The organism is Neobacillus citreus (assembly GCF_018343545.2).
In the GTDB taxonomy this organism is placed as follows: Bacteria; Bacillota; Bacilli; order Bacillales; family Cytobacillaceae; genus Neobacillus; species Neobacillus citreus.
In genome coordinates, this window is record NZ_JAGYPE020000011.1 from 86,453 (window position 1) to 108,082 (window position 21,630).

Sequence of the window (21,630 nt, forward strand, 5' to 3'; positions counted from 1 at the left end):
TACCATGAGCGATAAAAATAATAAAATCCCGTTCAATGAAGATAACTATACCCACAATATTAATAGAAATAACGAACGAAAGTTGGACCGCCGCGGTTTCATGAAGACCTTGGTTGGCGCCGCTGGAGTGTTCGCCGTTTCATCACTTCCTTGGGGAGTCATGGCGGCAAAGGAGCTCAACCGCTTAGAAGATAAAAAATATCCGAAACATAAAATTGCTGATTTAGATAAGGTTCCTGTAGGTGACGCTGTTGATTTTCATTTTCCTGGCGAACACGACAGCGCCATTCTGATTCGCATATCGGAAAAGAAATTTGTCGCGTACCAAAATGCCTGCACACACCTGCGTTGTCCTGTTTTTTGGCAAAAGGATGAAGGCGAGATGCTATGTCCTTGCCATCACGGAAAATTTGATGTTGAAACAGGCGCACCAATTGCCGGCCCGCCAAGACGTCCATTGCCTGAAATCCATGTGAAAGTGGAAAACGGCGCTGTCTATGCCGTGGGGGTGAAGCGTTATGAAGCGTAGTTATATCCCTGTCGGCCTGCTGCTTGTGGTGCTGATGTTAAACATTATTTTTACACAATACATGGTGCATCAATATTTTTACGAAAATTACACAAACACCATCATCGCTGCTGTTGTGAATGTTGTCTTATTCCCAGTTGCATTCATCATTTATAAAAAAGGTGTGAATGTCAATGACTAGTGAAACGTATATTGATTTCTGCTTTGTTCGCCCGCAGGCCGGTGGATTTTCTGGGGAGATTGACGAACTGCTGAAATCGCTGTTTGCCAAGAAACGTTTAAATTGGTATCTCGAAGAAAAGGTCGTTGAAGGTGCCGAAATGGTGATTGCTGAAATTAAAGGAATGAGCAGTTGGGTGTCCGAGGACGAAACGATTAAGTTTATCGAGGAAAACGCGGGAGAGAAGTTTTGGGAGTACCTGCAAGGCTACAAGATGTTCATCTACCCAGTTGAGAGAGGATGTAATAGCTGTGGCGTCCATTGATATCAAGAAAATACAGGAGCGTTTCGCCGGTGCTGAAGTTGAAATTGCCATTCAGGACCGGGATGGCGGGGATCAGGCCCCTGTGGTGAGCAAATCGATAAAAAAGGTTCAGCTTTGCCCGGATGGAACCCATCTCCGCTTCTATTTTGATGATTTTTACTTTTTGGCAGTGCCTTTGGCAAGCCAAGTAACGGAGTCTGCTGGTTTGTGGTCGGCTGCCGATGAGGAAAGTGGTTTAACCTATACGTTTAAAAAGGTTCAGGTCTTCTAGGAGAACCTGAATTTTTTTATAAGCTTTTTAAATCACCAATAGGACAGTTATATTCGCCAATAGAAGTCCAAAATTCGCCAATAGAACATCAGAATTAGCCAATAGAAAGCTAAAAACCGCCAATAGGTTTAAAATTAGACTCGAGATATATTTAAATTGAGAATTAGAAGACAGGAGGGCAGGTAAAAATGGATTCATTAAGAACAAACCCTAATGTTTGCACATATATCATTGACTCCCAAGAAGAGGAAATCAAAAGAATTGCGCATGAACTGCATGAAGGGGTCGGCCAGAACTTATATAGTATTTTAACAGGCTTACAGTTTCTCGCATCAGGAGAACAGGACTCGTCTAAGAAAAGCTACATGAGGGAAATGAACCTGCTGATTGAAAAAACAATTCAGGAAATTAGATTGCTCTCCGTCGAACTCCATCCGCCTGCCCTGACAACACTTGGATTGTTACCGGCCATGAGAAGCTATATTGGATGTTATACCTCTACATTTGGCATAATCGTGGAGTTAGAGTCCAGCGGTGAGGGAAAATTAATCGCGGAAAAACAACGGATTGCCGTATTTCGTGTATGTCAGGAAGCATTAACCAATATTGCAAAGTACGCAGATACAGCCATTGTAAAAATGAACTTTTTCTGGAAAGAATCTGAACTAAAGATTACCATCCGTGATTTCGGGAAAGGATTCCAGCCTGAAGAGTTCCAAGGAAATGAACCTTCTTCAGGGCTCGCGGCAATGAAGGAAAGAATGCTTCTGATTGGCGGTGAGTGTGTGATATCCTCTAGAATAGGAGAAGGAACATCGATAGAAATATCTCTTCCATTATCGAATTAAAGGGGAGTTTACATTGATAAGAATTCTGTTGGTAGATGACCATGCCGTGGTAAGAAGCGGCCTGAAAATGCTGCTGCAAACGAATCCTGAAATGGAAGTAGTCGGAGAAGCATCTGAAGGCAATGAAGGCATCAAAAAAGCGTTGAAGCTAAAACCGAATGTGGTTGTCATGGACCTAAGCATGCCGCATGGAAAAGACGGCCTTACCGCAACAATGGAATTAAAAAAGCAAATGCCTGAAGTGAATATTTTAATTTTAACGATGCATGATGACGAGGAATACCTGTTCAGAGCCATCCAAGGCGGCGCCAGCGGCTGTATTTTAAAAAGCGCCCCGCATGATGAATTAATGTCGGCAATTGAATCTGTGGCTAAAGGAGATGCCTACTTGCATCCGTCTGCACAAAAACGCCTGATGGAGGAATACTTAGCAGGCGTAAAACAGGATGGCAATGATACGTACAATCTGTTGTCCGAGCGGGAAAAAGAAGTGCTTACTCTTATTGCCAAAGGATACTCTAATAAAGAGATTGCCGAACAGTTGGTCATCAGTGTCAAAACGGTCGAAACCCATAAAAGCAATCTGATGGAAAAATTGCAAATGAAAACCCGGCCTGAGCTGGTCGAATATGCCGTTAGGAAGGGGCTATTGGGATATGGCATTTAAGGAGAACGTGCGTAGATGTCAGAGTTAAGGGAACTCCCAGAATTGTTTATAGTTTGTGAGCGGTTAAGAGCTGAGATCGGCTGCGATTTTGTCGGGCTTGCCCTGCAAAATGAATCAGGTCCTGATGTCAGGTGGCATTACGCTTCCGGAAATTTAAACGATAAATACAAACGAATAACGGTCCGTTTCGGAAAAGGAATCGCAGGGAAAATTATATCAAGCGGCAGCCCTATGATGATTACAAATTTTCCAAACTCCATCATAGGAAAAGTGACGGATTATCCCATTAATCTTGCTGAAAAACTTGTGGCTACCTATGCGGTCCCTTTATTTTTTAGTGGCATACCAAAGGGAGTGCTCCTTATCGGAAAAAGAGAGGAGTACTTCTTTGCAGAAGAGGAGCAGGAAAAGGTGGCTGAATCTGCCCAAGCTCTCGAACAGCTATTAAAGGAGCATTTATTTTGATGCGGGGGATGGAAATGGACAAGGATTTACAGCAAACAAGAAATGAATTGACGGATTACAAATTTGCCCTTGATGCCTCCTCAATTGTTGCCATCACTGATGCGAGGGGGATGATTACATATGTTAACGACCAGTTTTGCCTAATATCTAAATTTTCAAGGGAAGAACTGATTGGGCAGGATCACCGTATCATCAATTCGGGACATCATTCAAAAGAATTTTTTAAAGAGATGTGGAGAACAATTGGCAGCGGTCAGGTGTGGAAGGGCGAGATTTGTAATAAAGCCAAAGACGGGACCTATTATTGGGTCGATACGACGATTGTTCCTTTTTTAAATGATAAGGGCAGGCCGTATCAGTATTTGGCAATACGTTATGAAATTACTGAACGCAAGCGGGTCGAGCAGGAACTTCAAAAAATGATGGCACGGATCATCGATGTCCAAGAGGAAGAGAGAAAGCGTTTATCACGGAATCTTCATGACGGAATCGGACAAAACCTCTACAGTCACCTGATTACCATTAACCGCCTTTTGTCGGAGATGGACCATCCGCTCTTGCAGCAGATGCAGGAGGAAGCTACCCAATTAATTGAAGAAATCCGGGAAATCTCTTGGGAACTGAGGCCTTCTGTCTTGGATGACCTAGGTTTAATTCCGGCGATTCGCTCTTATCTTTCTCGGTATTCCAATCATTATAATATTGACGTCTATTTCGATTGCGCGTTAAACCGGCGACTTGACATCAGCATTGAATTGACAATTTACCGAATTATCCAGGAAGCCCTGACAAACATTCGTAAATATGCCGAGGTTTTGGATGCTTCCGTAACAGTTAGGGAAATGGACAATGTTGTCCGAGTAATGGTTGAAGATAAGGGGAAAGGGTTTGATCTGGGGAATCAGTCTCCAGGAGTCGGACTGTTCAGTATGGATGAACGGGCTCGTTCAGTCGGCGGCACCTTGTCGATTAATACTGAACCGGGGATTGGCACGAAAATCATTCTGGAAGTGCCGATATCCAAGGATTAAAGAATGTGGGTTTAAGTATATCAGCGGATTTTTCGTTATATCAGCGAATCGTCCGTTTATATCAGCGAATTAAATAATCAGAATGATATAAAAGGCCGCCCCGAAAAGCGGGGCAGCCTCTTTATTGTTAAAGTTTAAACGAACTCTTCAAGGAAACAATCCTATTAAACACAAGCTTTTCACCATACGCGGTATCCTTAGGATCAACATTGAAATAACCATGCCGGAAAAATTGGAATTTGTCATGCGGCTGGCATTCCTTCATGTTTGGCTCAACATAGCCTTGGTGCACTTCCAGCGAATTTGGATTCACTTTATCAAGGAAAGTCGCGCCTTCATCTTCCTCTGTCTCGTCTAAAATCAGCGGCTCGTAAAGACGGAACTCAGCAGGAACGGCATGTGCCGCTTCGACCCAGTGAATAGTTCCTTTTACTTTTCGGCCAGTAAAGCCCGTACCGCTCTTTGTTTCAGGATCATAGGTGCAGCGCAGTTCAACCACTTTGCCATCTGCATCCTTGACAATTTCCTCGCATTTAATGAAATACGCATGCTTCAGACGGACCTCATTGCCAGGGAAGAGGCGGAAGTACTTTGCTGGCGGGTTTTCCATAAAATCATCCTGCTCAATGTAAATCTCACGGGAGAATGGAATTTTCCGCATCCCCATATCCGGATTTTCCGGGTTGATTTCCGCATCCAAAAGCTCAATTTGTCCCTCTGGATAGTTGGTGATGACCACTTTTAATGGATTAATAATACCCATTGTCCGCGGCGCCTTTAATTTTAAATCCTCGCGGACGAAGTGCTCGAGCATTTCCACATCAACTGTAGCATTATTTTTGGTAACAGCCGTTTCACGAACAAACGCCCGGATAGACTCAGGGGTGAAGCCTCTTCTGCGCATTCCGGAAATGGTCGGCATACGTGGGTCATCCCAGCCATCAACAAACCCTTCATCAACTAGCTGCTTCAGCTTCCGCTTGCTCATTACGGTATTGGTTAAATTCAAGCGGCCAAATTCGATTTGCTGCGGTGTGTTCTCCATCTCACATTGTTCAACAACCCAATTATAAAGTGGACGCTGATCCTCGAATTCAATCGTACAGATAGAGTGGGTAACTCCTTCAATCGCATCCTCGAGCGGATGAGCGAATGCATACATCGGATAGATACACCATTTATCGCCAGTATTATGATGTGTGGCGTGAGAAATGCGGTAAATAACCGGGTCGCGCAGGTTAATATTTGGCGAAGCCATATCGATTTTCGCACGTAACACCTTTTCACCGTTACTAAACTCACCAGCACGCATCCGTTCAAATAAGTCAAGATTCTCTTCGATGGAACGGTCCCGATACGGGCTTTCCTTACCAGGCTCAGTCAGTGTTCCTCGGTATTCACGAATTTCATCTGCACTTAAGTCATCAACGTAAGCAAGCCCTTTTTTGATTAGCAGGACAGCGCGGTTGTACATTTCCTCAAAATAGTTGGAGGCAAATAATAAGTCGTCCCATTCAAAGCCGAGCCATTTGACGTCCTCTTTGATAGAGTTTACATATTCAATATCTTCTTTTAATGGATTCGTGTCATCAAAGCGCAAGTTAGTCAGTCCGTTAAAATCATCCGCCAAGCCAAAATTTAAGATGATGGATTTGGCATGGCCAATATGTAAATAGCCGTTTGGCTCAGGCGGGAAGCGGGTCACGATTTTGTCGTGCTTGCCTGATTCCAAATCTTTTATCATTATATCCTTAATAAAGTTAGATGTTTGATTATCCATCCTTTTCAACCTCTTTCATCGTATCTACTTATTATTCATAACATAAATACTGATATTTTTCCATTGTTCCCATCATTTCATCCGAAAAACAGGTATAAAGAAGGTTAACGAAAAAAAGATGCCGGCGGATCTAAGGCCCGCTGGCATCTACTTTTTAATTAAGAAGCTTTTTCTAATTGTAATTCCTCATTCGAAGAGGATGAACGACTTAATTTTTCCAAAACAACCCCGGCCAAACCCCCGGCCAAAGCTGGAACAACCCAGCCTAAACCAACAGAGGCAAATGGAAGATTGCTCATTAAATGGTTTAGAACGCTCGACTCAAGACCAAACATTTTTAAGCCGTCATACAGGCTGACAAGTCCAGTCAGCAGCATGGCTCCTGCGTATACCTTATGGGAACCGCCGAAGAAGCGATGGCAGAATGCCAGTACGACAAGAACGATTGTTAATGGGTATGCCATTACAAGGAATGGAACAGAAACGGCGATAATTTGGTTCAAGCCTAGGTTAGCAATCAAGAAACTAAGAATCGTTACAGCAGTTACGACAAAACGGTAGCTTAGCTTTGGCAGTATTTTTGAAAAATATTGACCGCAAGCGATTGTCAAGCCGACACAGGTTGTAAAGCAAGCGAGTGTAAAAATTAGACCAAGCAGAACCTTGCCGCTGCTACCTAAGATAATAGTAGAAGCATTCGATAACAATGCTGTACCGTTATCAAATGTTCCGTAAGCCGCCATTTTTGCACCAAGGAATCCGATGGCGACATACACAAGCGCCAGTGCCACACCAGCAACGATCCCCGTTTTAAGAGTGTAAGCTGTTAATTGTTTCTTCTCAGTTACACCTTTTTGTTTCAACGCAGTTAAAATAACAATTCCAAACGCTAGTGCTGCTAAGGCATCCATGGTGGAATAACCATCGATAAAGCCTTTGAAAAGGGATGCTGTTTGATAAGTTTCAGACGGGGCCTGAAGCGGTTTATCAAGTTTTGAAAATCCTAATACACATAAAACAACAATTGATAATAATAATGCTGGTGTGATAATGCGGCCCATATAATCGACCACTTTTGATGGATTTAAGCTTAATAAATAAACAAGTAAAAAGAATACTGCTGTAAAACCGAACAATAGAACGGTCGGGCTGACAGATACATTTCCCAAAAACGGCTTGAAGCCCATTTCAAAAGCGACGTTGGCGTTGCGTGGAACCCCGAAGAATGGTCCGATTGATAAATAGACAACAATTGTAAAAATGGTCCCGAACCATGGATGAACGCGGTTCCCCAAAGTATTAGCGCCGTCCTTTACAAGGGAAATTGCAACCAAAACAAGTAAAGGCAATCCAACCGCTGTTACAACAAACCCGGTAATCGCCGGCCAGAAGGACGTTCCTGCGCCCATTCCCAAAAAGGGTGGGAAAATGAGGTTGCCTGCACCAAAAAACATTGAAAATAGCATGAGTCCAACAAATAGTGTGTCTTTCTTTTTCATAACTCTCTCTCCCTTTTGACGATTTTCTAAAAACAATACAAAAAGCCCGTCCCTATGGATAGGGACGAGCATGCTCGCGTTACCACCCTACTTCCGCAACACAAAAAAACAGTTGCGGCTCTCGATCAACGTACCATCATACGTGTCCTATTGTAACGGCAGGCGGTCCGGCAGAGCTTACTTGGTTTTTCAGCCCTGCATCTCGGAGATGATTTTCACTTGCGTCCTGACACCGGCTTTCACCACCCGCCGGCTCTCTAAAGTCTAAGAATTACAAGCTACTCTTCTCGTCATCGATTTTGAAGTTTCTAAAAAGTCGAAATAAATTTTATAGATTGATTATATTATACTTCAATAATATTTCAAGTACTTTTTTTAAAAAAAATTATTTGACGGAATTTAGTCGCTAATTTGACAGCTTTATGAATTACCTAAATGCGATGATTAAAATCACATATCCATATTTTCCTGTTCCTTATAGTTAAGATATGAGGAACGGAGGGAACTTTATGAAGTCAAAAGCCTGGTATAGGAAACAGTTGAAACGAAAGCCTGTTCAAATAACTCGATATGCTGTTCAAGCAATTTTTCTGTTATTTTTGTTATACGTTGGACTAAGATTCTATCAGTTTTATATGCACTTTGAAACGCTTGGGGAAAAGCCTTTTGTTGAGCGTCCATCGGCAGTCGAGGGGTTTCTTCCAATCAGCGCCTTGGTAGCGTTGAAGGTTTGGCTGACAAGCGGCGAATTTGATATGATTCACCCGGCCGGACTTGTCTTATTTGCCTTTTTTATCGGTTCGGGGCTTATCTTTCGCAAATCGTTTTGCAGTTGGTTCTGTCCGGTTGGAACCGTCAGTGAAATAACTGCTTGGTTTGGACGAAAGCTTTTTAAAAAGAATTTTGAGATACCAACTTGGCTGAGTTGGATTTTAACTCCGTTAAAATATTTGCTCCTGTACTTTTTCATCAGTATGATTCTTGCGATGCCGACGTTTGAGGCAAAGGCATTTTTAGATGAACCGTATAATAAAATTTCTGATGTAAAAATGCTGCTGTTCTTTTTAAACATCGGCGGTTTTGCTTTGAAGGTTATCTTAGTGATTTTTGTCCTGTCCTTATTCTTCAGAAACTTCTGGTGCCGCTTCCTGTGCCCATATGGAGCAATGATCGGCCTTGGCTCCCTGTTCAGAATTACAAAGGTGCGCCGTAATGAAGATACCTGTACGAACTGTGAAATGTGTACAAAGGTTTGTCCGCAAAGAATCAAGGTTCATACCAAAAAGGTTGTCGCTTCGCCAAATTGCAATGCCTGCATGTCCTGTGTGGAGGCTTGCCCAATTAAAGATACATTGAACATGACCGTAGTGAACAAAAAGGTAAATAAATGGTTCATTCCTGTTGGCTTTCTTGCATTGTTTTTCATAGTTGTCGTTGTCGCAAAACTAACCGGTCACTGGGATACGATTATTACCTATAAAGAATGGCAGCAATTGATTCCGGATGCGAACTATGTTGGCCACTAAAAGGCCCGTCTTTTTTGAAAAACTGTTTCTTGTTAAATAGAAAAATATCTTTTAAAATTAAGACAACTCATATGAACAGGTATTAAATAGATTGGACTGATTTATTGATGCTTTTTGTTACGGAAATGCCAAAGGAAGCAAAGGAAAAAATCCTTTATTCCTCACTAGTTCTATTTACCAATGAGGGGTATAAAAACACCTCAGTTCTTGATATTGTCGAGATGGCAAGAGTCTCAAAAACAACCTTTTACCAGCATTTCAACAGCAAGGAAGAATTATTGGCCAGCCTCTTTGACGTGGTGGCAACCGAAATACTTCAAGAGGTAAGCCTGGCCATTGACAAAGAAACCCGGACAGCTTATAAGGCGTACGTTGGTATCCGCCGCTATATCGAGATTTGTTTTACTGATGTAAAAGTGGCCAATTTAATGCTGGTGGAGTCAGTCGGTGTTTCCCAAGACGTCGAGATGGCTAGAAGTGAGGCCCACCGCCGATTTGCGCAGCTGATGTTTCAAACAGTCCGAGGCTACCTTCCTGAAACTGCTTCCGAGACAGAACTACATGTCGTATCCCAGGCCATGATTGGAGCTATAAATGAAGTAGTCGTACAAAACTATAAAGGAAAAGATGACAGTCCTTACCATTATGATGATTTAGCCCGGCTTCTAAATCGAATAGTTATCGCAGCATTCGTTAATTTAACCAATTAACGGGTGCTTTTTTTTTTGCATTCTTGCCCGAATACAGAGGAAAACAACATATTCATAGGGGGGATGTCGAAAAGTATCGAAATTTTTCGCTTGCACAATACGAGTACGTATTGGTATCATAAAAATATCTGAAAATTCAGCACTATCCATTCAAAGGAGGAAAAGTGGATCATTTTCTTTTAAATATAACGATGATATGTAAAGACTGCTTTGACACAGAACAGAACAGAACCTTCTGGGCGGAGAAGAATATGATACTAATAATGCTTCCGGACCGCTAATACTTTATATCTATTTTAGGAGGGATTAATCATGTCAAAAACAATTGAAGAATATTCTTTAGCAGATTTAATGAAAAAAATTGAGGAAACATTAAATGGGAATTCCGGTCCGATTGAAGGCCTCCAAGCAACCTATCAATTTGACATAACCGGCGATGATGGCGGCACATACCAGCTTCAATTCCAAGATGGCAAGTCAGCGGTCAAGGAAGGCTCTGTAACACCAGCGGACTGTACTTTGATTATGTCTTTGAAAAGTTTCCACCAATTCATGCTCGGCAAATTAAACGGCACGATGGCATTCATGACCGGCAAGCTGAAAATTAAAGGGGATATGGGTAAGGCCTTAAAGATTGAAAGCATTCTTCGTCAATATAACGTAAAAGACAGTTTGTAAGATTAAGCGGCCCGGTAATTTACCGGGTTTTCTTTAAAATCTAAATTTGATAGGAGGTTGCCAATGAAGGCGAATAATCTAGTGGAAGTCGTTGCCCGCACTGCCCGCCGCTACGCTGATAAGGATGCATTTTTATGGAAGCAGAATGGGAAATGGCATGGAATCAGCTATTTTACCTTTTGGGAAAAAGTGAAACAGGTGGCAGCAGGCCTTGCCCATCTTGGTGTAAAACGAAATGATAAGATTGCAATATTATCAGAAAATAACCCCTACTGGCCGGTAGCTGATTTGGCCATTTTAAGTCTAGGAGCTGTCAGCGTGCCCATCCACTCAACGCTTCCAAATGACCAGGTCGAGTATATATTAAATAATGCTGATTGCACCTTTATTTTTGTTCAAGATGAAAACTATTTAAAAAAAGTGCCTCGAAATGGGAGCGTTCCCATGAAAACGGCGCTTATCTTCACACCTACGAACTTCACCGAAACAGACACCCTTCTATCACTGCAGCATTTGGCCCAACTTGGTTCTGTAAACCCGTTAGATAATTGGGAATCAATTTGGGATGAATTGACCAGGGACGACCTCGCCACGATTATCCACACGTCAGGAACAACAGGCAACCCGAAAGGTGCGATGCTGTCACACGGCAATATCCTGGCTAATATTGAAGGTGTCCAATTCTGGGTCCTTGAAGCAAGGCCATCCGATGTGATGCTTTCCCATTTGCCGCTCTCACATGTGTTCGAGCGGATGGCCGGCCAATTTATGCCATTATCAGTCGGGTCGACCATCGCTTATGCAGAAGGAATCGATAAGGTTCAAGAAAACCTTTTGGAGGTCAAGCCAACTGTGTTAGTCAGCGTACCGCTCCTGTTTGAACGAGTCTATGCAACTGCCCAGAGAATGGTCGAATCCGGTACGCCATTACGGAAGAAAATATTTAAATGGGCAATTGGAGTGGGTTTGAAAAAATACGAGCATTATTTAAGCAAAAGCTTTGATGATTTCATGAAAAAAGGCTTCCTGCCTAAAGAAATCAAGCGCAGCTGGAAGATTGCCAATGCCCTTGTCTACAACAAGGTTAAAGCTAAGCTTGGAGGCAGAGTAAGAGGGCTTATTTCTGGAGGAGGTGCTTTAAATCCAGAAATCGGCAAGTTCTTCTGGGCTGTCGATATTCCAGCACTTGAAGGCTACGGTCTGACGGAAACGGCGCCTGTCGTCTGTACAAATCCGATGGCCCGTTCCAAGGTAGGGACTGTTGGCAAACCGCTTCCGAATTTGGAGATTAAAATTGCTCCGGATGGTGAGGTATTGGTCAAAGGTCCAAGTGTTATGAAGGGTTATTACAAGAATGAAGAAGCGACCGCAGAGGTATTCGAAGATGGCTGGTTTAAAACCGGGGACATCGGCAGTATCGATGAGGAAGGCTATTTAAAAATTGTCGACCGGAAAAAGCGGATTATTGTCCTGACAACCGGAAAGAATGTCGCCCCGCAGCCAGTTGAAAATACGATGACTCAAAGTATTTATATATCTAATGCAGTTCTTGTTGGCCAGGACAAAAAGTATGTCATTGCCTTAATCACCCCAAGCCTGGAGAATCTTTTGCCATGGGCAGAAAAGAAAGGGCTTTCCGGAAATATCGAGCAGCTGTTAAGGGAGCCGGAAGTGCAGCACTTGTTATTAAAGGAAGTGGCCAAATTTACGAAAAAGTTTGCCAAGTATGAACAGCCAAAAAAGGTTGTCATTATTGGTAAGGAGTGGACAGTTGATGATGGTGAACTGACCCCGTCTTTAAAGGTCCGCCTGCCGGAAATTCAGAAAAAATACAAGGACGTTATCGAACATGCCTACGCGGAGGAAAGCTTTATGGATATGCGGATTGCCGCTAATGAGGCGGCAGTTGGCTTATCAGTAAGCCATGAGCGAAGCGGTGGCCATTAAAAAAAAGCGTGAACCACATTCAGAGGTTCACGCTCATTTTATTTTGGCTTTTAAACAGCCAGCATTAAAGCTAAATATCCAGCAAGGATAAATAGGATACTCATGATAATGGACATCATTTTTGGCGCCTTTTTGGTAAAGGTTAAGACGATCATTCCCAAAAAAATGAATGCTAATATGAAAAGCCCAACTGACATGAGACCTGGTGAAAAATGCAGCGGAAATGTAACCTTGCCATCATGAAAAAAGGTATAGAGCGGTGAGTATCCAGACTCAGAAAGTGTTGTTTGGATATTATGCGGCGGCGATTCCTGGCCAAGTGCCCCCGTCATTGAAAAGATCAGTAACACGACAACACTTTCAAGCCGCACCCAAGGAAGCGGATTAAATGCCGCGTCACTTGATAGTTTTTTCCGAATCAGGATGCTGTTAATAAAAGCAAATGCCAAAAGTGGAGCAATGGCTAAATGTTTAAGCAAAAGCGCCTGTCCCCAAGATAAGGACCACGAATTGACATAGTCGCCTTCATTCATCGTATAGCTCATCAGGTCAAATCCTGTCAGGGCAATCAAGACTATACAAGCCCCTGCCACAGGGGTAAACCACTTTAAGAACCGCGGCCAATTATCATGATTTTTTGAAAACCAGCCGACCGTAACAAGAATTCCTATCCATGTGCAAACGGCAAGAAAATGGGTCGAATGGGTGAAATAACCCTGCCATCCCGCAATGGAGCTGGCATGACTCGCTGAGCCTCGCACATTTATTAAAATGATGGTAAAGATAAGCCCTATAAAAGAAAAGATTCGCTTTTTCTCAAGGCGGATAGGTAATAAAAAAATCAACAGAATAAAGCTGATCACAGCAGTACGAACCCAAGACTTCCCAACCTCAAAGTTGAGAAGCACGGATTTAACGGTCATCCCTAACCCTAGGTCCTTATACAAATACAAAATGATTTTTAAAACCGGAACAAACGAAAGAAAAGCAACTCCGAGAGTTGCTGTCAGCAATAGACCTTTTGAGATTTTTATTTGAGGGAGTGCCGTTTCCGGAACAAGCTGTACAATAAAACTTCCTAACAATATGGAAAAGCACAAATAAAGTAAGGCTTCACTAAGGACATTCGCTATGAACATTAAGCACGCTTCCTTCTATATAGTAACCAGTAACTTCCCGCACCGACGACAATCAAGAGGCCGACTGAGGCAGGGATCACATAGTTTTTAAAGGTCGGTTGGTCTGTCTCAACATTCTTGGCCATAACAGCGGCACTCTTTGCTTTCTGTTCTTTTGCTGCAGTATCGGCAGGTTTGTCTGCCTTTTCCGTTGATGCTTGCTCAGTAGAAGTGCCTTCTGTTGAAGCAGCAGCTTTTTGAACCTCAGGCAACTGCACCGTAAATGGAATATCGCCTTCTAATAAATGGCCGTCAATTCCGATAATCTTCCAATGTACAGTATATCCGCCGTTTTCTAATTTATCCGTTGGCGTTCCCACTAATTTATTGCCATCAACAGTAACCTGTGACAGAGGGACTTCAGTACCGTTTTGACTTTTCATTGTAAAGGTGCTGGTCTGTTCTAATTTTGTTTCAAAGGTAAGGGTAATTTCTTTAAGCTCCTGTGTTACCACCTCGCCATTTTTCGGAGAGGAATCTTCCAAATGGGAGTGTGCAAATACATTGGTTCCTAATAGAAAAAACAACATAGATACCATAAAGGAGATTTTTTTTATCATTATTTTCAACTCCATTATATTGTAAACTTCCTTGTTGTTCATTCTATCATTTTTCTTCCCATGAATATTATTTTGAAAGCATTGTTCACAAACATGTCAAATTATCTGTAGGATTGCTTAGAAATGAATTCCCTTTACTGAAGGATCGGCTCCTTGTTACCTTTTGCAAAATTTGCCGATCTTACATTTTTTCGATACGGTGTTCTATTTCAAGAACGAAATGTTCGTTTATCTGTTATAATAAATTTATCTTTGCCTTTATATATCACGTATCGGCACATTACTTTGTAGAAAGACTGTATAGTGAAAGGTGGGCTAATGTGAGGCTTTGTTTTTTCTTGTTGGGTGCAGGGGCGTTGGATGCGCTTTTGACACATTTCGGAATATCTTTAGGAGTCGTGGAGGAGGGAAATCCTCTGATAAAGGCGGTCATTGAAAAAGGCTGGGAGTATTTTTACCTGATTAAAGTTTTCCTTCCCATTATGTTAATTGGTTTATATTATCTTAATCCCTTAAAGGGAAGGGTTCGCACCCTTTTAATTTCCGCTTGTGTTCTTTATTTTTCTGTGCTAATTTTCCATATGGTATGGATTCTCCTCTATTTCAATACTTCAGCCTAACCTTTGCCAACTAGACACTTGCAACTAATTGCGTTAGTATCAAATACAACATGAAAAATGATTTAGAAAAGGGAGTACAACATGTTAAATAATTTAAAGCCATTTTTACAAGAGGCATGGGAAAAGTCTGGATTTCAAACTGCCACCGTCGTTCAAGAACAGGCTGTTCCATTAATTCTAGAGGGAAAAGATGTGATTGCCGAATCGCCCACGGGAACCGGAAAAACTCTAGCCTATTTACTGCCATTGCTCAATCAAATAGATGCCGATGCACAGTCTCTTCAAGGGGTTGTACTGGCTTCCTCCCAGGAGCTGGTGATGCAGATTTTTCAAGAATTCCAAAAGTGGTCGGAAGGCAGCGGCATCAGGGGCACATCGATTATCGGCGGGGCCAACCTGAAACGCCAGCTTGAAAAATTAAAAAAGCGCCCGCATGTCATCTTTGCCACGCCAGGAAGGCTGCTCGAATTGATTAAGCAGAAAAAAGTGAAAATGCACGAGGTTAAAATGATTGTCCTAGACGAAGGCGACCAGCTGCTTATTCATGAGCATTTGGGCACAGTGCAAACTATTGTGAAATCCACGATGGCCGACCGGCAAGTCGTGTTGTTTTCTGCCACACTGTCGCCTGCAGTCGAAAAGACTGCTAGGGAATTAGCAAAAGAGCCAGAATTTATACGAGTTTCTCGGAATGATACGGCTTCAGCCGGTGGAGAAGTTGAGCATGTTTATTTTGTCAGCGAACGCCGTGACAAAATAGAATTGCTTGAAAAAATAGCCCGCCTTGAAGGCAGCAAGTCGCTTGCCTTTATCAATGATATCGGCGAACTCCAGGTGATGAAGGAAAAGTTCGATTTTAAAGACCTTTCAGTTGGAATATTACATAGTGAAATGAAAAAGCTAGACCGTCAGGCGATCCTGAAAGCGTTCCGTGATGGAAAGCTGAACATGCTGGTTGCTACCGATGTGGCGGCACGAGGACTGGATATTCAGGGGGTCACTCATGTTGTCCAGATTGACATGCCAAAAGATATTACCCAGTATATCCACCGCGCCGGCAGAACCGGAAGGATGGGAGCGGATGGCATGGTCATCTCACTGGTAACAGACCGGGAAGAGCGGGAATTAAAACAGTATGGCCGGGAATTAAAAGTGTCGGTTGAAAAAAGAATTTTCTATAGAGGGCAAATCGTGGCGGAGCAGCAGACGCTGCGGCGTTAGAGGGTTGTGGATTTTCCACAGCCTTTTTTTCATAATGGAAAAGGATTTTAGGTAACTTTCTTGAATAAATAAGAGGTGAAATTGGAGGGGAAACGTGATGCAAAGTCCAAAATTAAAAAAGTTTTTTGAAGAATGGCTTGAGGAAGTCACCATTAGTGAAATTCAAGAAAAATTAGAAAGCGGCGAGCTTACATCCAAGGAATTGGTCCTGTTATATTTAAAACGGATTTCAGTTTATGATAAGGAGATTCATTCGGTTCTGGAAATAAATCCAGATGCTTTACAGATAGCGGAGGCACTTGATGTAGAACGAAAAGTGAGGGGGCCGCGCAGTCCGCTGCATGGCGTTCCGATTTTAATAAAGGACAATATTGACACTCATGACAAAATGCATACCAGTGCCGGGTCGCTAGCTTTAAAGGATTCTATTGCTATGAAGGACTCCTATGTAGCCGAGCAATTACGCAAGGCCGGTGCGATTATTCTCGGAAAAACAAATATGACGGAGTGGGCCAACTTCATGGCGTATGGAATGAAAAGCGGCTATAGCTCGCGCGGCGGTCAGGTATTAAATCCGTATGGCCCAGGCAAATTTGATGTCGGCGGGTCGAGTTCGGGCTCGGGTGCTGCTGTGGCTGCCAATTTCGCGGCAGCTGCGGTTGGGACGGAAACTTCTGGATCAATTTTAAATCCATCCTGTCAAAATTCACTAGTCGGCATTAAACCGACAGTCGGTTTGATTAGCCGGCGCGGGGTTATTCCGATTGCACATACTCAGGATACAGCAGGACCGATGGCAAGAACGGTCGAAGATGCTGCGATTCTCCTGGGCGCCTTATGCGGCAGAGATGAGGCAGACCCAATTACGCTGACGAATCCGCTGGCCGGGGTCGATTTTTTAAAAAGTCTTCTTAAGGACGGTCTGGCAGGTAAAAGAATTGGCATCGCTGTTGATGGGTTCCTTGAGCTTTTAATGAAGGAAAAGCAAGAAGTCTTTCAGGCAGCGGTGGAGGCTTTGAAATCGTCTGGTGCGGAAGTCGTGGAGAAAATTGAAATTCCTTGCGCCAAAGCGGAATGGAAATATGATGTGTTAACCTATGAATTTAAGCCAGACCTGAATGCCTATTTGAATGGTTTACACCCATCCATTACAGTTCGCAGCTTGCGCGACTTGATTGCGTTTAACAAAGTGGATGAAGAGCGAATGCTGAAATATGGCCAGGCAGTGCTGCTTGAGTCTGAACGGACAAGCGGATCTTTAACAGAGTCTGCTTATGTGGATGCGTTGGAATTCGACTTATTTCATTCGACAGAGCAAGGAATTGATTATGCTTTGGAAAAATATCGGTTGGATGCAATTGTTTTTCCAGGCGATGAAGGGTCGCACATCAGCGCCAAAGCGGGTTATCCATCCATCGCTGTGCCAGCTGGGTTTACTGTTAGTGGTGAGCCGGTGGGGATCACGTTTGCCGGAACCGCCTACAGCGAACCGGCTTTGATTGAGGCGGCCTATGCATTCGAACAGCTGACAAAATTAAGAAAAGCACCTGTTTTAAGTTTAGAATAAGTCATTTTGTTTTCACTCATACTATCAATGACTTTTTAAAAAAGGAGCTGATTAGTGTGGGTAGAACGAAACTCGGCAACGCGAATGCCCAGCGTAATAACAACCGCAAGAAAGCCATGAAAACAAGCTCTGAATTGGTTGAATTTGAAACTGGCGAAGCTTTAAAACAGAACCGTCCGCACGGGAACCCTAGATAATTGAGATAAAAACGCCTCCCTTGAGCGACTGGGAGGCGTTTTTTAGGAGAAAAGTCGAATTGTAGATATCCACTGGAAATTTGTAGATATCTTTGAATTTTTGTAGATAACCGCTAAGAATTTGTAGATATCCATAAAAAATTGTAGATAACCGCTAAGAATTTGTAGATATCCAACTGGGTGTCCTTTAAATATTGGTCAACAAAGGTCGTTACCCACAACCCAGGTCCTAATCCGCACCTCTTCGACCTAATTTCACCCTTCCGACAGCAATTCCAACCCTTCCTTGGCCGGACCTTCAATCACTTCGCCTTTAAAGGAATAGCGGGAACCGTGGCATGGGCAGTCCCAAGTCTTTTCGGCATGGTTCCACTCACATTCGCAGCCGAGATGGGTGCAGGTTGTGTCTACCACAAAAAGCTTGCCGTCATCATCCTTGTAGCCGCCGGCTCTTTTTCCGTTAAACATGACGGAACAGCCCTCACCAGCAACCAACTCATCTGCATCCTTCGGAACAAATTCAATTTTCCCTTTAATAAGGTGTTTGGCCACATCCAAATTCGTTGTGATGACATTTTTTAATTCAGGGTCAGCATTGAACCGGTGCGGAGAATACAGGTCTTTATAAGGATTGTCCCGGCCCAATACATAATCCCGCAGCAGATGACCGGCAAAAATACCTGTCGTCATGCCCCACTTCTTAAATCCGGTCGCCAGCAAAACATTCAACCGGTCTTCCGTAATCGGGCCGATATATGGAACCTTGTCCAAGGTAATCAAATCCTGCGCGGACCAGCGGTAGGCATATTCCTTGATCCCAAATACCTCTTCAGCAAAGGCCTCCAAAGCTTCAAAATGCTTCATAGTGTCTTCGCCCTGGCCAGTTTTATGCTTCTCACCGCCCACAATAATCAACTTTTCCCCATCTATAGGCGTATAACGGATGGAGCGGGGCGGGTCGTCGGCGCTGATATACATGCCGCCGGGATACTCTTTAGCTGGCTTGATTCCAATGGCGTAGGATCTGCTCGCATACATTCTTGCAAAATATAGCCCCGGTTTATCGTAAAAAGGAAAATGCGAAGCCATGATCACATGCTTGCACGATACACGATTGCCGCCTTTGGTTACCACCACAGGCTGGGAACCTTCCGCATCCTCAATATCCCAAGCCGTCGTATGTTCATAAACCTGACAGCCGGCCTTCACAGCTTCATCCAAAAGTGCCCGCAAAAATTTCAACGGGTGATACTGGGCCTGGTTATGCATGGCCAAAGCTCCTGTTATCTGAATATTGAAAGGAATTGTATCCTTTAACGTGCTAGGAATCCCCAAGCGCTGGTAGGCCTCTGATTCGGTTCCTAGCTTCTTTTTCGACTGCTCTGTAGTGACATACACATAGGCATCTTCTTTGCTGAAATCACAGTCAATTCCTTTCTCATTTACGAGCCGTTCGACGAACTCAATAGCCGAAAGGTTCGATTCGTAATATTGTCGGGCCTTTTCCTCGCCAAAATGACTAATCAATTCATCATAAATAATGTCATGCTGTGCTGTTAATTTAGCAGTTGTATGCCCTGTTGTGCCATTTAGCACAGTGCCGGCCTCCAAAATTGCCACCTTCAGCCCTTCCTGTGTCAATAAATAGGCGGCGGTGATACCCGTAATTCCAGCGCCGACCACAGCCACATCAACAGACAAATCTTCATTTAAGGCTTCAAAAGAAGGCAATTCGATTTCCCGCCAATAAGGCTTTGGGAATCTTGGAATTTTATTAGAACTCATAAATACCCTCCATTACCAAAATAATCTCTTGTTTAATTTTTCCTAAAATGAAAAATCAATGTAAGCTAAATAAAAAAGAACCCTGCGTAAACAGGGTCCGTGCGAATATCACCATTTAAGACTTGTCTGTAAATTGGGTTTCGTTATTGCTGTCGATTTTATCTATACGGGTTGAGTCTTCGATATCTAAGGCACTTCTTAAAAAGTGAACCAATACACCACCTGCAAGACCAAGACAAATCACCACGCCAATTGTCGTAACCCACCAGACACCCACAATATTCCCCCTTAAAATCTTTTTAAAAATATATGCGCTAGGGGAAATAATCTTGCTAATTATCCTTTTTCTTTAGCTCTGAATAATAATCAACTTTTTTAATATTGACGCCGACAAACGTCTCAATAATGGATTGGCCTCCGGCAATGGAAAAAATAAAAATAAAAACTAAAGTTATTTTGGGAAAAATCAAATAGGAGCCTCCCAGAATAATCGCACTCCAGACACCGGCACACCAATAACACTTTAATAAGTAACCAAACAGGGATTTTGGGACCTCTTTGGTATGTACCTCCCCGTTCTCCGTTTTTACTTCTACTTTTTTCATAAATGGCCTGCGAATCGATTCGGTAATTTTATCAAAAACAATTAAATGGGTAAAACGATAGCTCGCCAAAATTAACATAATATAAGTCATCCAGGAAATGTCTTTCACTCGTTTTTAGTCCTCCACAAGCCTCGTAGCATCGGCTTTAAATTATATTTATCCTTCCCTGTATATTTTGAGCCTGAAATCAAAATTCTATATTCGGAGGAGGTGTAAAATGAAAAAATCTCTATGGTTTAGTTTCTTGTTTTTGCTAGCTCTATTTTGTATCCCAAGCGTGTCGTTTGCCCAGCAGATCTATACGGTTCAGCCGGGAGACTCGATGTGGAAAATTGCTGTCAGGTATCAGGTTGGGCTTTCAGAAATTATCTCTGCGAATCCTCAATTTAAAAATCCGGCCCTTATTTATCCAGGTCAAAAGGTGACGATTCCGGATTTAGGTGGAGCTAAATCCATCGAAAACCAAGTCATTCAGCTGACCAACCAAGAGCGTGCCAAAAACGGCTTGAAGCCGATGACACCGGATTGGGAGCTGTCGAGGGTTGCTCGCTACAAGGCGATGGATATGCGGGACAAAGGTTATTTTAGCCATACAAGCCCTACCTATGGCAGTCCGTTTACAATGATGAAGAACTTTGGAATTTCCTATCGTACTGCTGCCGAAAATATTGCTGCAGGGCAGACAACACCGGCATCTGTGGTACAGTCATGGATGAACAGCTCCGGACACCGCGCGAACATTTTAAGCTCCAATACCTATATTGGCGTCGGTTACGCAAAGGGCGGTTCATACGGACATTATTGGGTGCAAATGTTTATATCTAAATAACATGGAAAAAGGGTCGGTTTCGTAGGAAACTGGCCTTTTTTGGCTAATAAGAAAGTATAAATTTTATCAAATTTATACTTTCTTAACGCATAAGTGCAACTACGCCTCTGTCTTCGCCCTTTGGGGCTCGCCAATCGGCGAGTTTTCTTTATGTTTCTTCGGGCCGACTCTTTCTAAGACTCCAGACCTATCTAAAAATCAAGCTCTAGCGCAATTATGGAAACCATGAGAAAAAGGTAAGATGAAATCAAGATAAAGAAAGGGAGTGAACAACAAAATGAAAAAGTTTGGTTTATTGGTTGCGGGGGGTATCGCCGCAGTGGTGTTACTTTCCACTATCGGTCCAATGGTAGGATTAGTGGTCAGCCTGGTGCTTCTTTACTTCATAGCAAAGCAATTTTTAAAAGCAGATTCCATCTGGGCAAAAATAGGTCTTGGGATTATCGGATTCATCGTCCTGATGGCAGCTTTCCATAATGTACCTGCCATCATCGGTGCTGTTGCAGCATATGTGCTATATATCATCTACAAAAAATGGAATCAAAACAAAACCATCAAGTTTAAGGAAGAATCCGATCCATTCGTTAATTTTGAAAAACAATGGAACGATCTAAACAAAAACTAATATTAAA

At 42.8% G+C, this 21,630-nt stretch carries 25 protein-coding genes and 1 other annotated feature; of the genes, 18 read left to right on the forward strand and 7 right to left on the reverse strand.

What is annotated here, in order from left to right; translation table 11 throughout:
* Positions 1-4: 4 nt before the first annotated feature.
* From KHB02_RS08750 to KHB02_RS08785, 8 genes are all read left to right on the forward strand, one after another.
* On the forward strand, positions 5-529 hold the full coding sequence (locus KHB02_RS08750) for a Rieske (2Fe-2S) protein (RefSeq protein WP_213146533.1): 525 nt from the start codon (positions 5-7) through the stop codon (positions 527-529).
* Positions 519-710, forward strand: coding sequence for a hypothetical protein (locus KHB02_RS08755; protein WP_213146534.1), 192 nt, complete (start codon positions 519-521; stop codon positions 708-710). The genes KHB02_RS08750 and KHB02_RS08755 overlap by 11 nt, the downstream gene beginning before the upstream one ends.
* Positions 703-1,014 carry a hypothetical protein gene (locus KHB02_RS08760; RefSeq protein ID WP_213146535.1) on the forward strand — a complete coding sequence of 104 codons (312 nt, stop codon included), beginning with the start codon at positions 703-705 and terminating at the stop codon, positions 1,012-1,014. Before KHB02_RS08755 ends, KHB02_RS08760 begins: the two co-directional genes overlap by 8 nt.
* Positions 1,001-1,285 (forward strand): hypothetical protein, encoded by a 285-nt coding sequence (locus KHB02_RS08765; protein ID WP_241113786.1) that lies wholly within the window; start codon positions 1,001-1,003, stop codon positions 1,283-1,285. The genes KHB02_RS08760 and KHB02_RS08765 overlap by 14 nt, the downstream gene beginning before the upstream one ends.
* Before the next feature lie 188 nt (positions 1,286-1,473).
* Positions 1,474-2,133 (forward strand): sensor histidine kinase, encoded by a 660-nt coding sequence (locus tag KHB02_RS08770; protein ID WP_213146536.1) that lies wholly within the window; start codon positions 1,474-1,476, stop codon positions 2,131-2,133.
* A 13-nt stretch (positions 2,134-2,146) separates the two neighbouring features.
* Positions 2,147-2,800 (forward strand): response regulator, encoded by a 654-nt coding sequence (locus KHB02_RS08775; protein ID WP_277398200.1) that lies wholly within the window; start codon positions 2,147-2,149, stop codon positions 2,798-2,800.
* Between the two features lie 15 nt (positions 2,801-2,815).
* The gene (locus KHB02_RS08780) at positions 2,816-3,265 is read left to right on the forward strand and encodes a GAF domain-containing protein (protein WP_213146537.1); all 450 of its coding nucleotides are present in this window, start codon (positions 2,816-2,818) and stop codon (positions 3,263-3,265) included.
* Between the two features lie 14 nt (positions 3,266-3,279).
* Positions 3,280-4,296 carry a PAS domain-containing sensor histidine kinase gene (locus KHB02_RS08785; RefSeq protein ID WP_241113787.1) on the forward strand — a complete coding sequence of 339 codons (1,017 nt, stop codon included), beginning with the start codon at positions 3,280-3,282 and terminating at the stop codon, positions 4,294-4,296.
* A 127-nt stretch (positions 4,297-4,423) separates the two neighbouring features.
* On the opposite strand, the gene KHB02_RS08790 is transcribed toward KHB02_RS08785, so the two are convergent.
* Both KHB02_RS08790 and brnQ read right to left on the reverse strand, forming a co-directional pair.
* Positions 4,424-6,076, reverse strand: a complete 1,653-nt coding sequence (locus KHB02_RS08790; protein ID WP_213146538.1) for a glutamine--tRNA ligase/YqeY domain fusion protein — start codon at positions 6,074-6,076, stop codon at positions 4,424-4,426.
* Between the two features lie 158 nt (positions 6,077-6,234).
* Positions 6,235-7,575, reverse strand: a complete 1,341-nt coding sequence (gene brnQ, locus KHB02_RS08795; RefSeq protein ID WP_213146539.1) for a branched-chain amino acid transport system II carrier protein — start codon at positions 7,573-7,575, stop codon at positions 6,235-6,237.
* Positions 7,576-7,632: 57 nt separating this feature from the next.
* Positions 7,633-7,878 (reverse strand) — a binding site (T-box leader).
* A gap of 206 nt (positions 7,879-8,084) precedes the next feature.
* Between brnQ and KHB02_RS08800 the strand changes: the two genes are divergently transcribed.
* The 4 genes from KHB02_RS08800 to KHB02_RS08815 all read left to right on the forward strand — a co-directional run bounded on the left by KHB02_RS08800 (position 8,085) and on the right by KHB02_RS08815 (position 12,436).
* A complete protein-coding gene (locus KHB02_RS08800; protein ID WP_213146540.1) occupies positions 8,085-9,101 on the forward strand; it encodes a 4Fe-4S binding protein in 1,017 nt (338 codons plus the stop codon).
* Positions 9,102-9,208: 107 nt separating this feature from the next.
* Positions 9,209-9,811, forward strand: coding sequence for a TetR/AcrR family transcriptional regulator (locus tag KHB02_RS08805; RefSeq protein WP_213146541.1), 603 nt, complete (start codon positions 9,209-9,211; stop codon positions 9,809-9,811).
* Positions 9,812-10,123: 312 nt separating this feature from the next.
* Positions 10,124-10,489, forward strand: coding sequence for an SCP2 sterol-binding domain-containing protein (locus KHB02_RS08810; protein WP_213146542.1), 366 nt, complete (start codon positions 10,124-10,126; stop codon positions 10,487-10,489).
* Positions 10,490-10,552: 63 nt separating this feature from the next.
* Positions 10,553-12,436 carry an AMP-dependent synthetase/ligase gene (locus KHB02_RS08815; RefSeq protein ID WP_213146543.1) on the forward strand — a complete coding sequence of 628 codons (1,884 nt, stop codon included), beginning with the start codon at positions 10,553-10,555 and terminating at the stop codon, positions 12,434-12,436.
* Positions 12,437-12,486: 50 nt separating this feature from the next.
* Here the strand turns inward: KHB02_RS08815 and KHB02_RS08820 are convergent, their stop codons facing one another.
* On the reverse strand, positions 12,487-13,575 hold the full coding sequence (locus tag KHB02_RS08820) for a copper resistance D family protein (RefSeq protein ID WP_213146544.1): 1,089 nt from the start codon (positions 13,573-13,575) through the stop codon (positions 12,487-12,489).
* Positions 13,575-14,174, reverse strand: coding sequence for a copper resistance CopC family protein (locus tag KHB02_RS08825; RefSeq protein WP_213146545.1), 600 nt, complete (start codon positions 14,172-14,174; stop codon positions 13,575-13,577). The genes KHB02_RS08820 and KHB02_RS08825 overlap by 1 nt, the downstream gene beginning before the upstream one ends.
* Positions 14,175-14,494: 320 nt before the next feature.
* On the opposite strand from KHB02_RS08825, the gene KHB02_RS30015 reads away from it, so the two are divergent.
* The 4 genes from KHB02_RS30015 to KHB02_RS08840 all read left to right on the forward strand — a co-directional run bounded on the left by KHB02_RS30015 (position 14,495) and on the right by KHB02_RS08840 (position 17,779).
* Positions 14,495-14,794: a DUF5658 family protein gene (locus tag KHB02_RS30015; RefSeq protein ID WP_213146546.1), complete on the forward strand. Its 300-nt coding sequence runs from the start codon at positions 14,495-14,497 to the stop codon at positions 14,792-14,794.
* Between the two features lie 81 nt (positions 14,795-14,875).
* Positions 14,876-16,015 carry a DEAD/DEAH box helicase gene (locus KHB02_RS08830; RefSeq protein ID WP_213146547.1) on the forward strand — a complete coding sequence of 380 codons (1,140 nt, stop codon included), beginning with the start codon at positions 14,876-14,878 and terminating at the stop codon, positions 16,013-16,015.
* 97 nt (positions 16,016-16,112) lie between these two features.
* Positions 16,113-17,582 (forward strand): amidase family protein, encoded by a 1,470-nt coding sequence (locus KHB02_RS08835; protein ID WP_213146759.1) that lies wholly within the window; start codon positions 16,113-16,115, stop codon positions 17,580-17,582.
* A gap of 56 nt (positions 17,583-17,638) precedes the next feature.
* A complete protein-coding gene (locus KHB02_RS08840) occupies positions 17,639-17,779 on the forward strand; it encodes a hypothetical protein (RefSeq protein WP_213118169.1) in 141 nt (46 codons plus the stop codon).
* Positions 17,780-18,034: 255 nt separating this feature from the next.
* Here KHB02_RS08840 and KHB02_RS08845 read toward each other — a convergent pair whose 3' ends face one another.
* The 3 genes from KHB02_RS08845 to KHB02_RS08855 all read right to left on the reverse strand — a co-directional run bounded on the left by KHB02_RS08845 (position 18,035) and on the right by KHB02_RS08855 (position 20,277).
* Positions 18,035-19,564 (reverse strand): FAD-dependent oxidoreductase, encoded by a 1,530-nt coding sequence (locus tag KHB02_RS08845; RefSeq protein ID WP_213146548.1) that lies wholly within the window; start codon positions 19,562-19,564, stop codon positions 18,035-18,037.
* Positions 19,565-19,679: 115 nt separating this feature from the next.
* Entirely contained in the window at positions 19,680-19,841 is a 162-nt protein-coding gene (locus KHB02_RS08850; protein WP_213146549.1) for a hypothetical protein, read from the reverse strand.
* Positions 19,842-19,896: 55 nt separating this feature from the next.
* Positions 19,897-20,277, reverse strand: a complete 381-nt coding sequence (locus KHB02_RS08855; protein WP_213146550.1) for a DUF1360 domain-containing protein — start codon at positions 20,275-20,277, stop codon at positions 19,897-19,899.
* A gap of 109 nt (positions 20,278-20,386) precedes the next feature.
* On the opposite strand from KHB02_RS08855, the gene safA reads away from it, so the two are divergent.
* Together safA and KHB02_RS08865 are read left to right on the forward strand one after the other, a co-directional pair.
* Positions 20,387-20,998, forward strand: coding sequence for a SafA/ExsA family spore coat assembly protein (gene safA / locus KHB02_RS08860; RefSeq protein ID WP_213146551.1), 612 nt, complete (start codon positions 20,387-20,389; stop codon positions 20,996-20,998).
* 277 nt (positions 20,999-21,275) lie between these two features.
* Positions 21,276-21,623: a lmo0954 family membrane protein gene (locus KHB02_RS08865; RefSeq protein ID WP_213146552.1), complete on the forward strand. Its 348-nt coding sequence runs from the start codon at positions 21,276-21,278 to the stop codon at positions 21,621-21,623.
* Positions 21,624-21,630 lie beyond the last annotated feature (7 nt).

What these genes read in the sequence shown, in the direction of transcription:
- KHB02_RS08750 (WP_213146533.1), top strand. Translation starts at nt 5, where the DNA reads ATGAGCGATAAAAATAATAAAATCCCGTTCAATGAAGATAACTATACC.
- KHB02_RS08755 (WP_213146534.1), top strand. Translation starts at nt 519, where the DNA reads ATGAAGCGTAGTTATATCCCTGTCGGCCTGCTGCTTGTGGTGCTGATG.
- KHB02_RS08760 (WP_213146535.1), top strand. Translation starts at nt 703, where the DNA reads ATGACTAGTGAAACGTATATTGATTTCTGCTTTGTTCGCCCGCAGGCC.
- KHB02_RS08770 (WP_213146536.1), top strand. Translation starts at nt 1,474, where the DNA reads ATGGATTCATTAAGAACAAACCCTAATGTTTGCACATATATCATTGAC.
- KHB02_RS08780 (WP_213146537.1), top strand. Translation starts at nt 2,816, where the DNA reads ATGTCAGAGTTAAGGGAACTCCCAGAATTGTTTATAGTTTGTGAGCGG.
- KHB02_RS08785 (WP_241113787.1), top strand. Translation starts at nt 3,280, where the DNA reads ATGGACAAGGATTTACAGCAAACAAGAAATGAATTGACGGATTACAAA.
- KHB02_RS08790 (WP_213146538.1), bottom strand. Translation starts at nt 6,076, where the DNA reads ATGGATAATCAAACATCTAACTTTATTAAGGATATAATGATAAAAGAT.
- brnQ (WP_213146539.1), bottom strand. Translation starts at nt 7,575, where the DNA reads ATGAAAAAGAAAGACACACTATTTGTTGGACTCATGCTATTTTCAATG.
- KHB02_RS08800 (WP_213146540.1), top strand. Translation starts at nt 8,085, where the DNA reads ATGAAGTCAAAAGCCTGGTATAGGAAACAGTTGAAACGAAAGCCTGTT.
- KHB02_RS08805 (WP_213146541.1), top strand. Translation starts at nt 9,209, where the DNA reads ATGCTTTTTGTTACGGAAATGCCAAAGGAAGCAAAGGAAAAAATCCTT.
- KHB02_RS08810 (WP_213146542.1), top strand. Translation starts at nt 10,124, where the DNA reads ATGTCAAAAACAATTGAAGAATATTCTTTAGCAGATTTAATGAAAAAA.
- KHB02_RS08815 (WP_213146543.1), top strand. Translation starts at nt 10,553, where the DNA reads ATGAAGGCGAATAATCTAGTGGAAGTCGTTGCCCGCACTGCCCGCCGC.
- KHB02_RS08820 (WP_213146544.1), bottom strand. Translation starts at nt 13,575, where the DNA reads ATGTTCATAGCGAATGTCCTTAGTGAAGCCTTACTTTATTTGTGCTTT.
- KHB02_RS08825 (WP_213146545.1), bottom strand. Translation starts at nt 14,174, where the DNA reads ATGATAAAAAAAATCTCCTTTATGGTATCTATGTTGTTTTTTCTATTA.
- KHB02_RS08830 (WP_213146547.1), top strand. Translation starts at nt 14,876, where the DNA reads ATGTTAAATAATTTAAAGCCATTTTTACAAGAGGCATGGGAAAAGTCT.
- KHB02_RS08835 (WP_213146759.1), top strand. Translation starts at nt 16,113, where the DNA reads ATGCAAAGTCCAAAATTAAAAAAGTTTTTTGAAGAATGGCTTGAGGAA.
- KHB02_RS08845 (WP_213146548.1), bottom strand. Translation starts at nt 19,564, where the DNA reads ATGAGTTCTAATAAAATTCCAAGATTCCCAAAGCCTTATTGGCGGGAA.
- safA (WP_213146551.1), top strand. Translation starts at nt 20,387, where the DNA reads ATGAAAAAATCTCTATGGTTTAGTTTCTTGTTTTTGCTAGCTCTATTT.
- KHB02_RS08865 (WP_213146552.1), top strand. Translation starts at nt 21,276, where the DNA reads ATGAAAAAGTTTGGTTTATTGGTTGCGGGGGGTATCGCCGCAGTGGTG.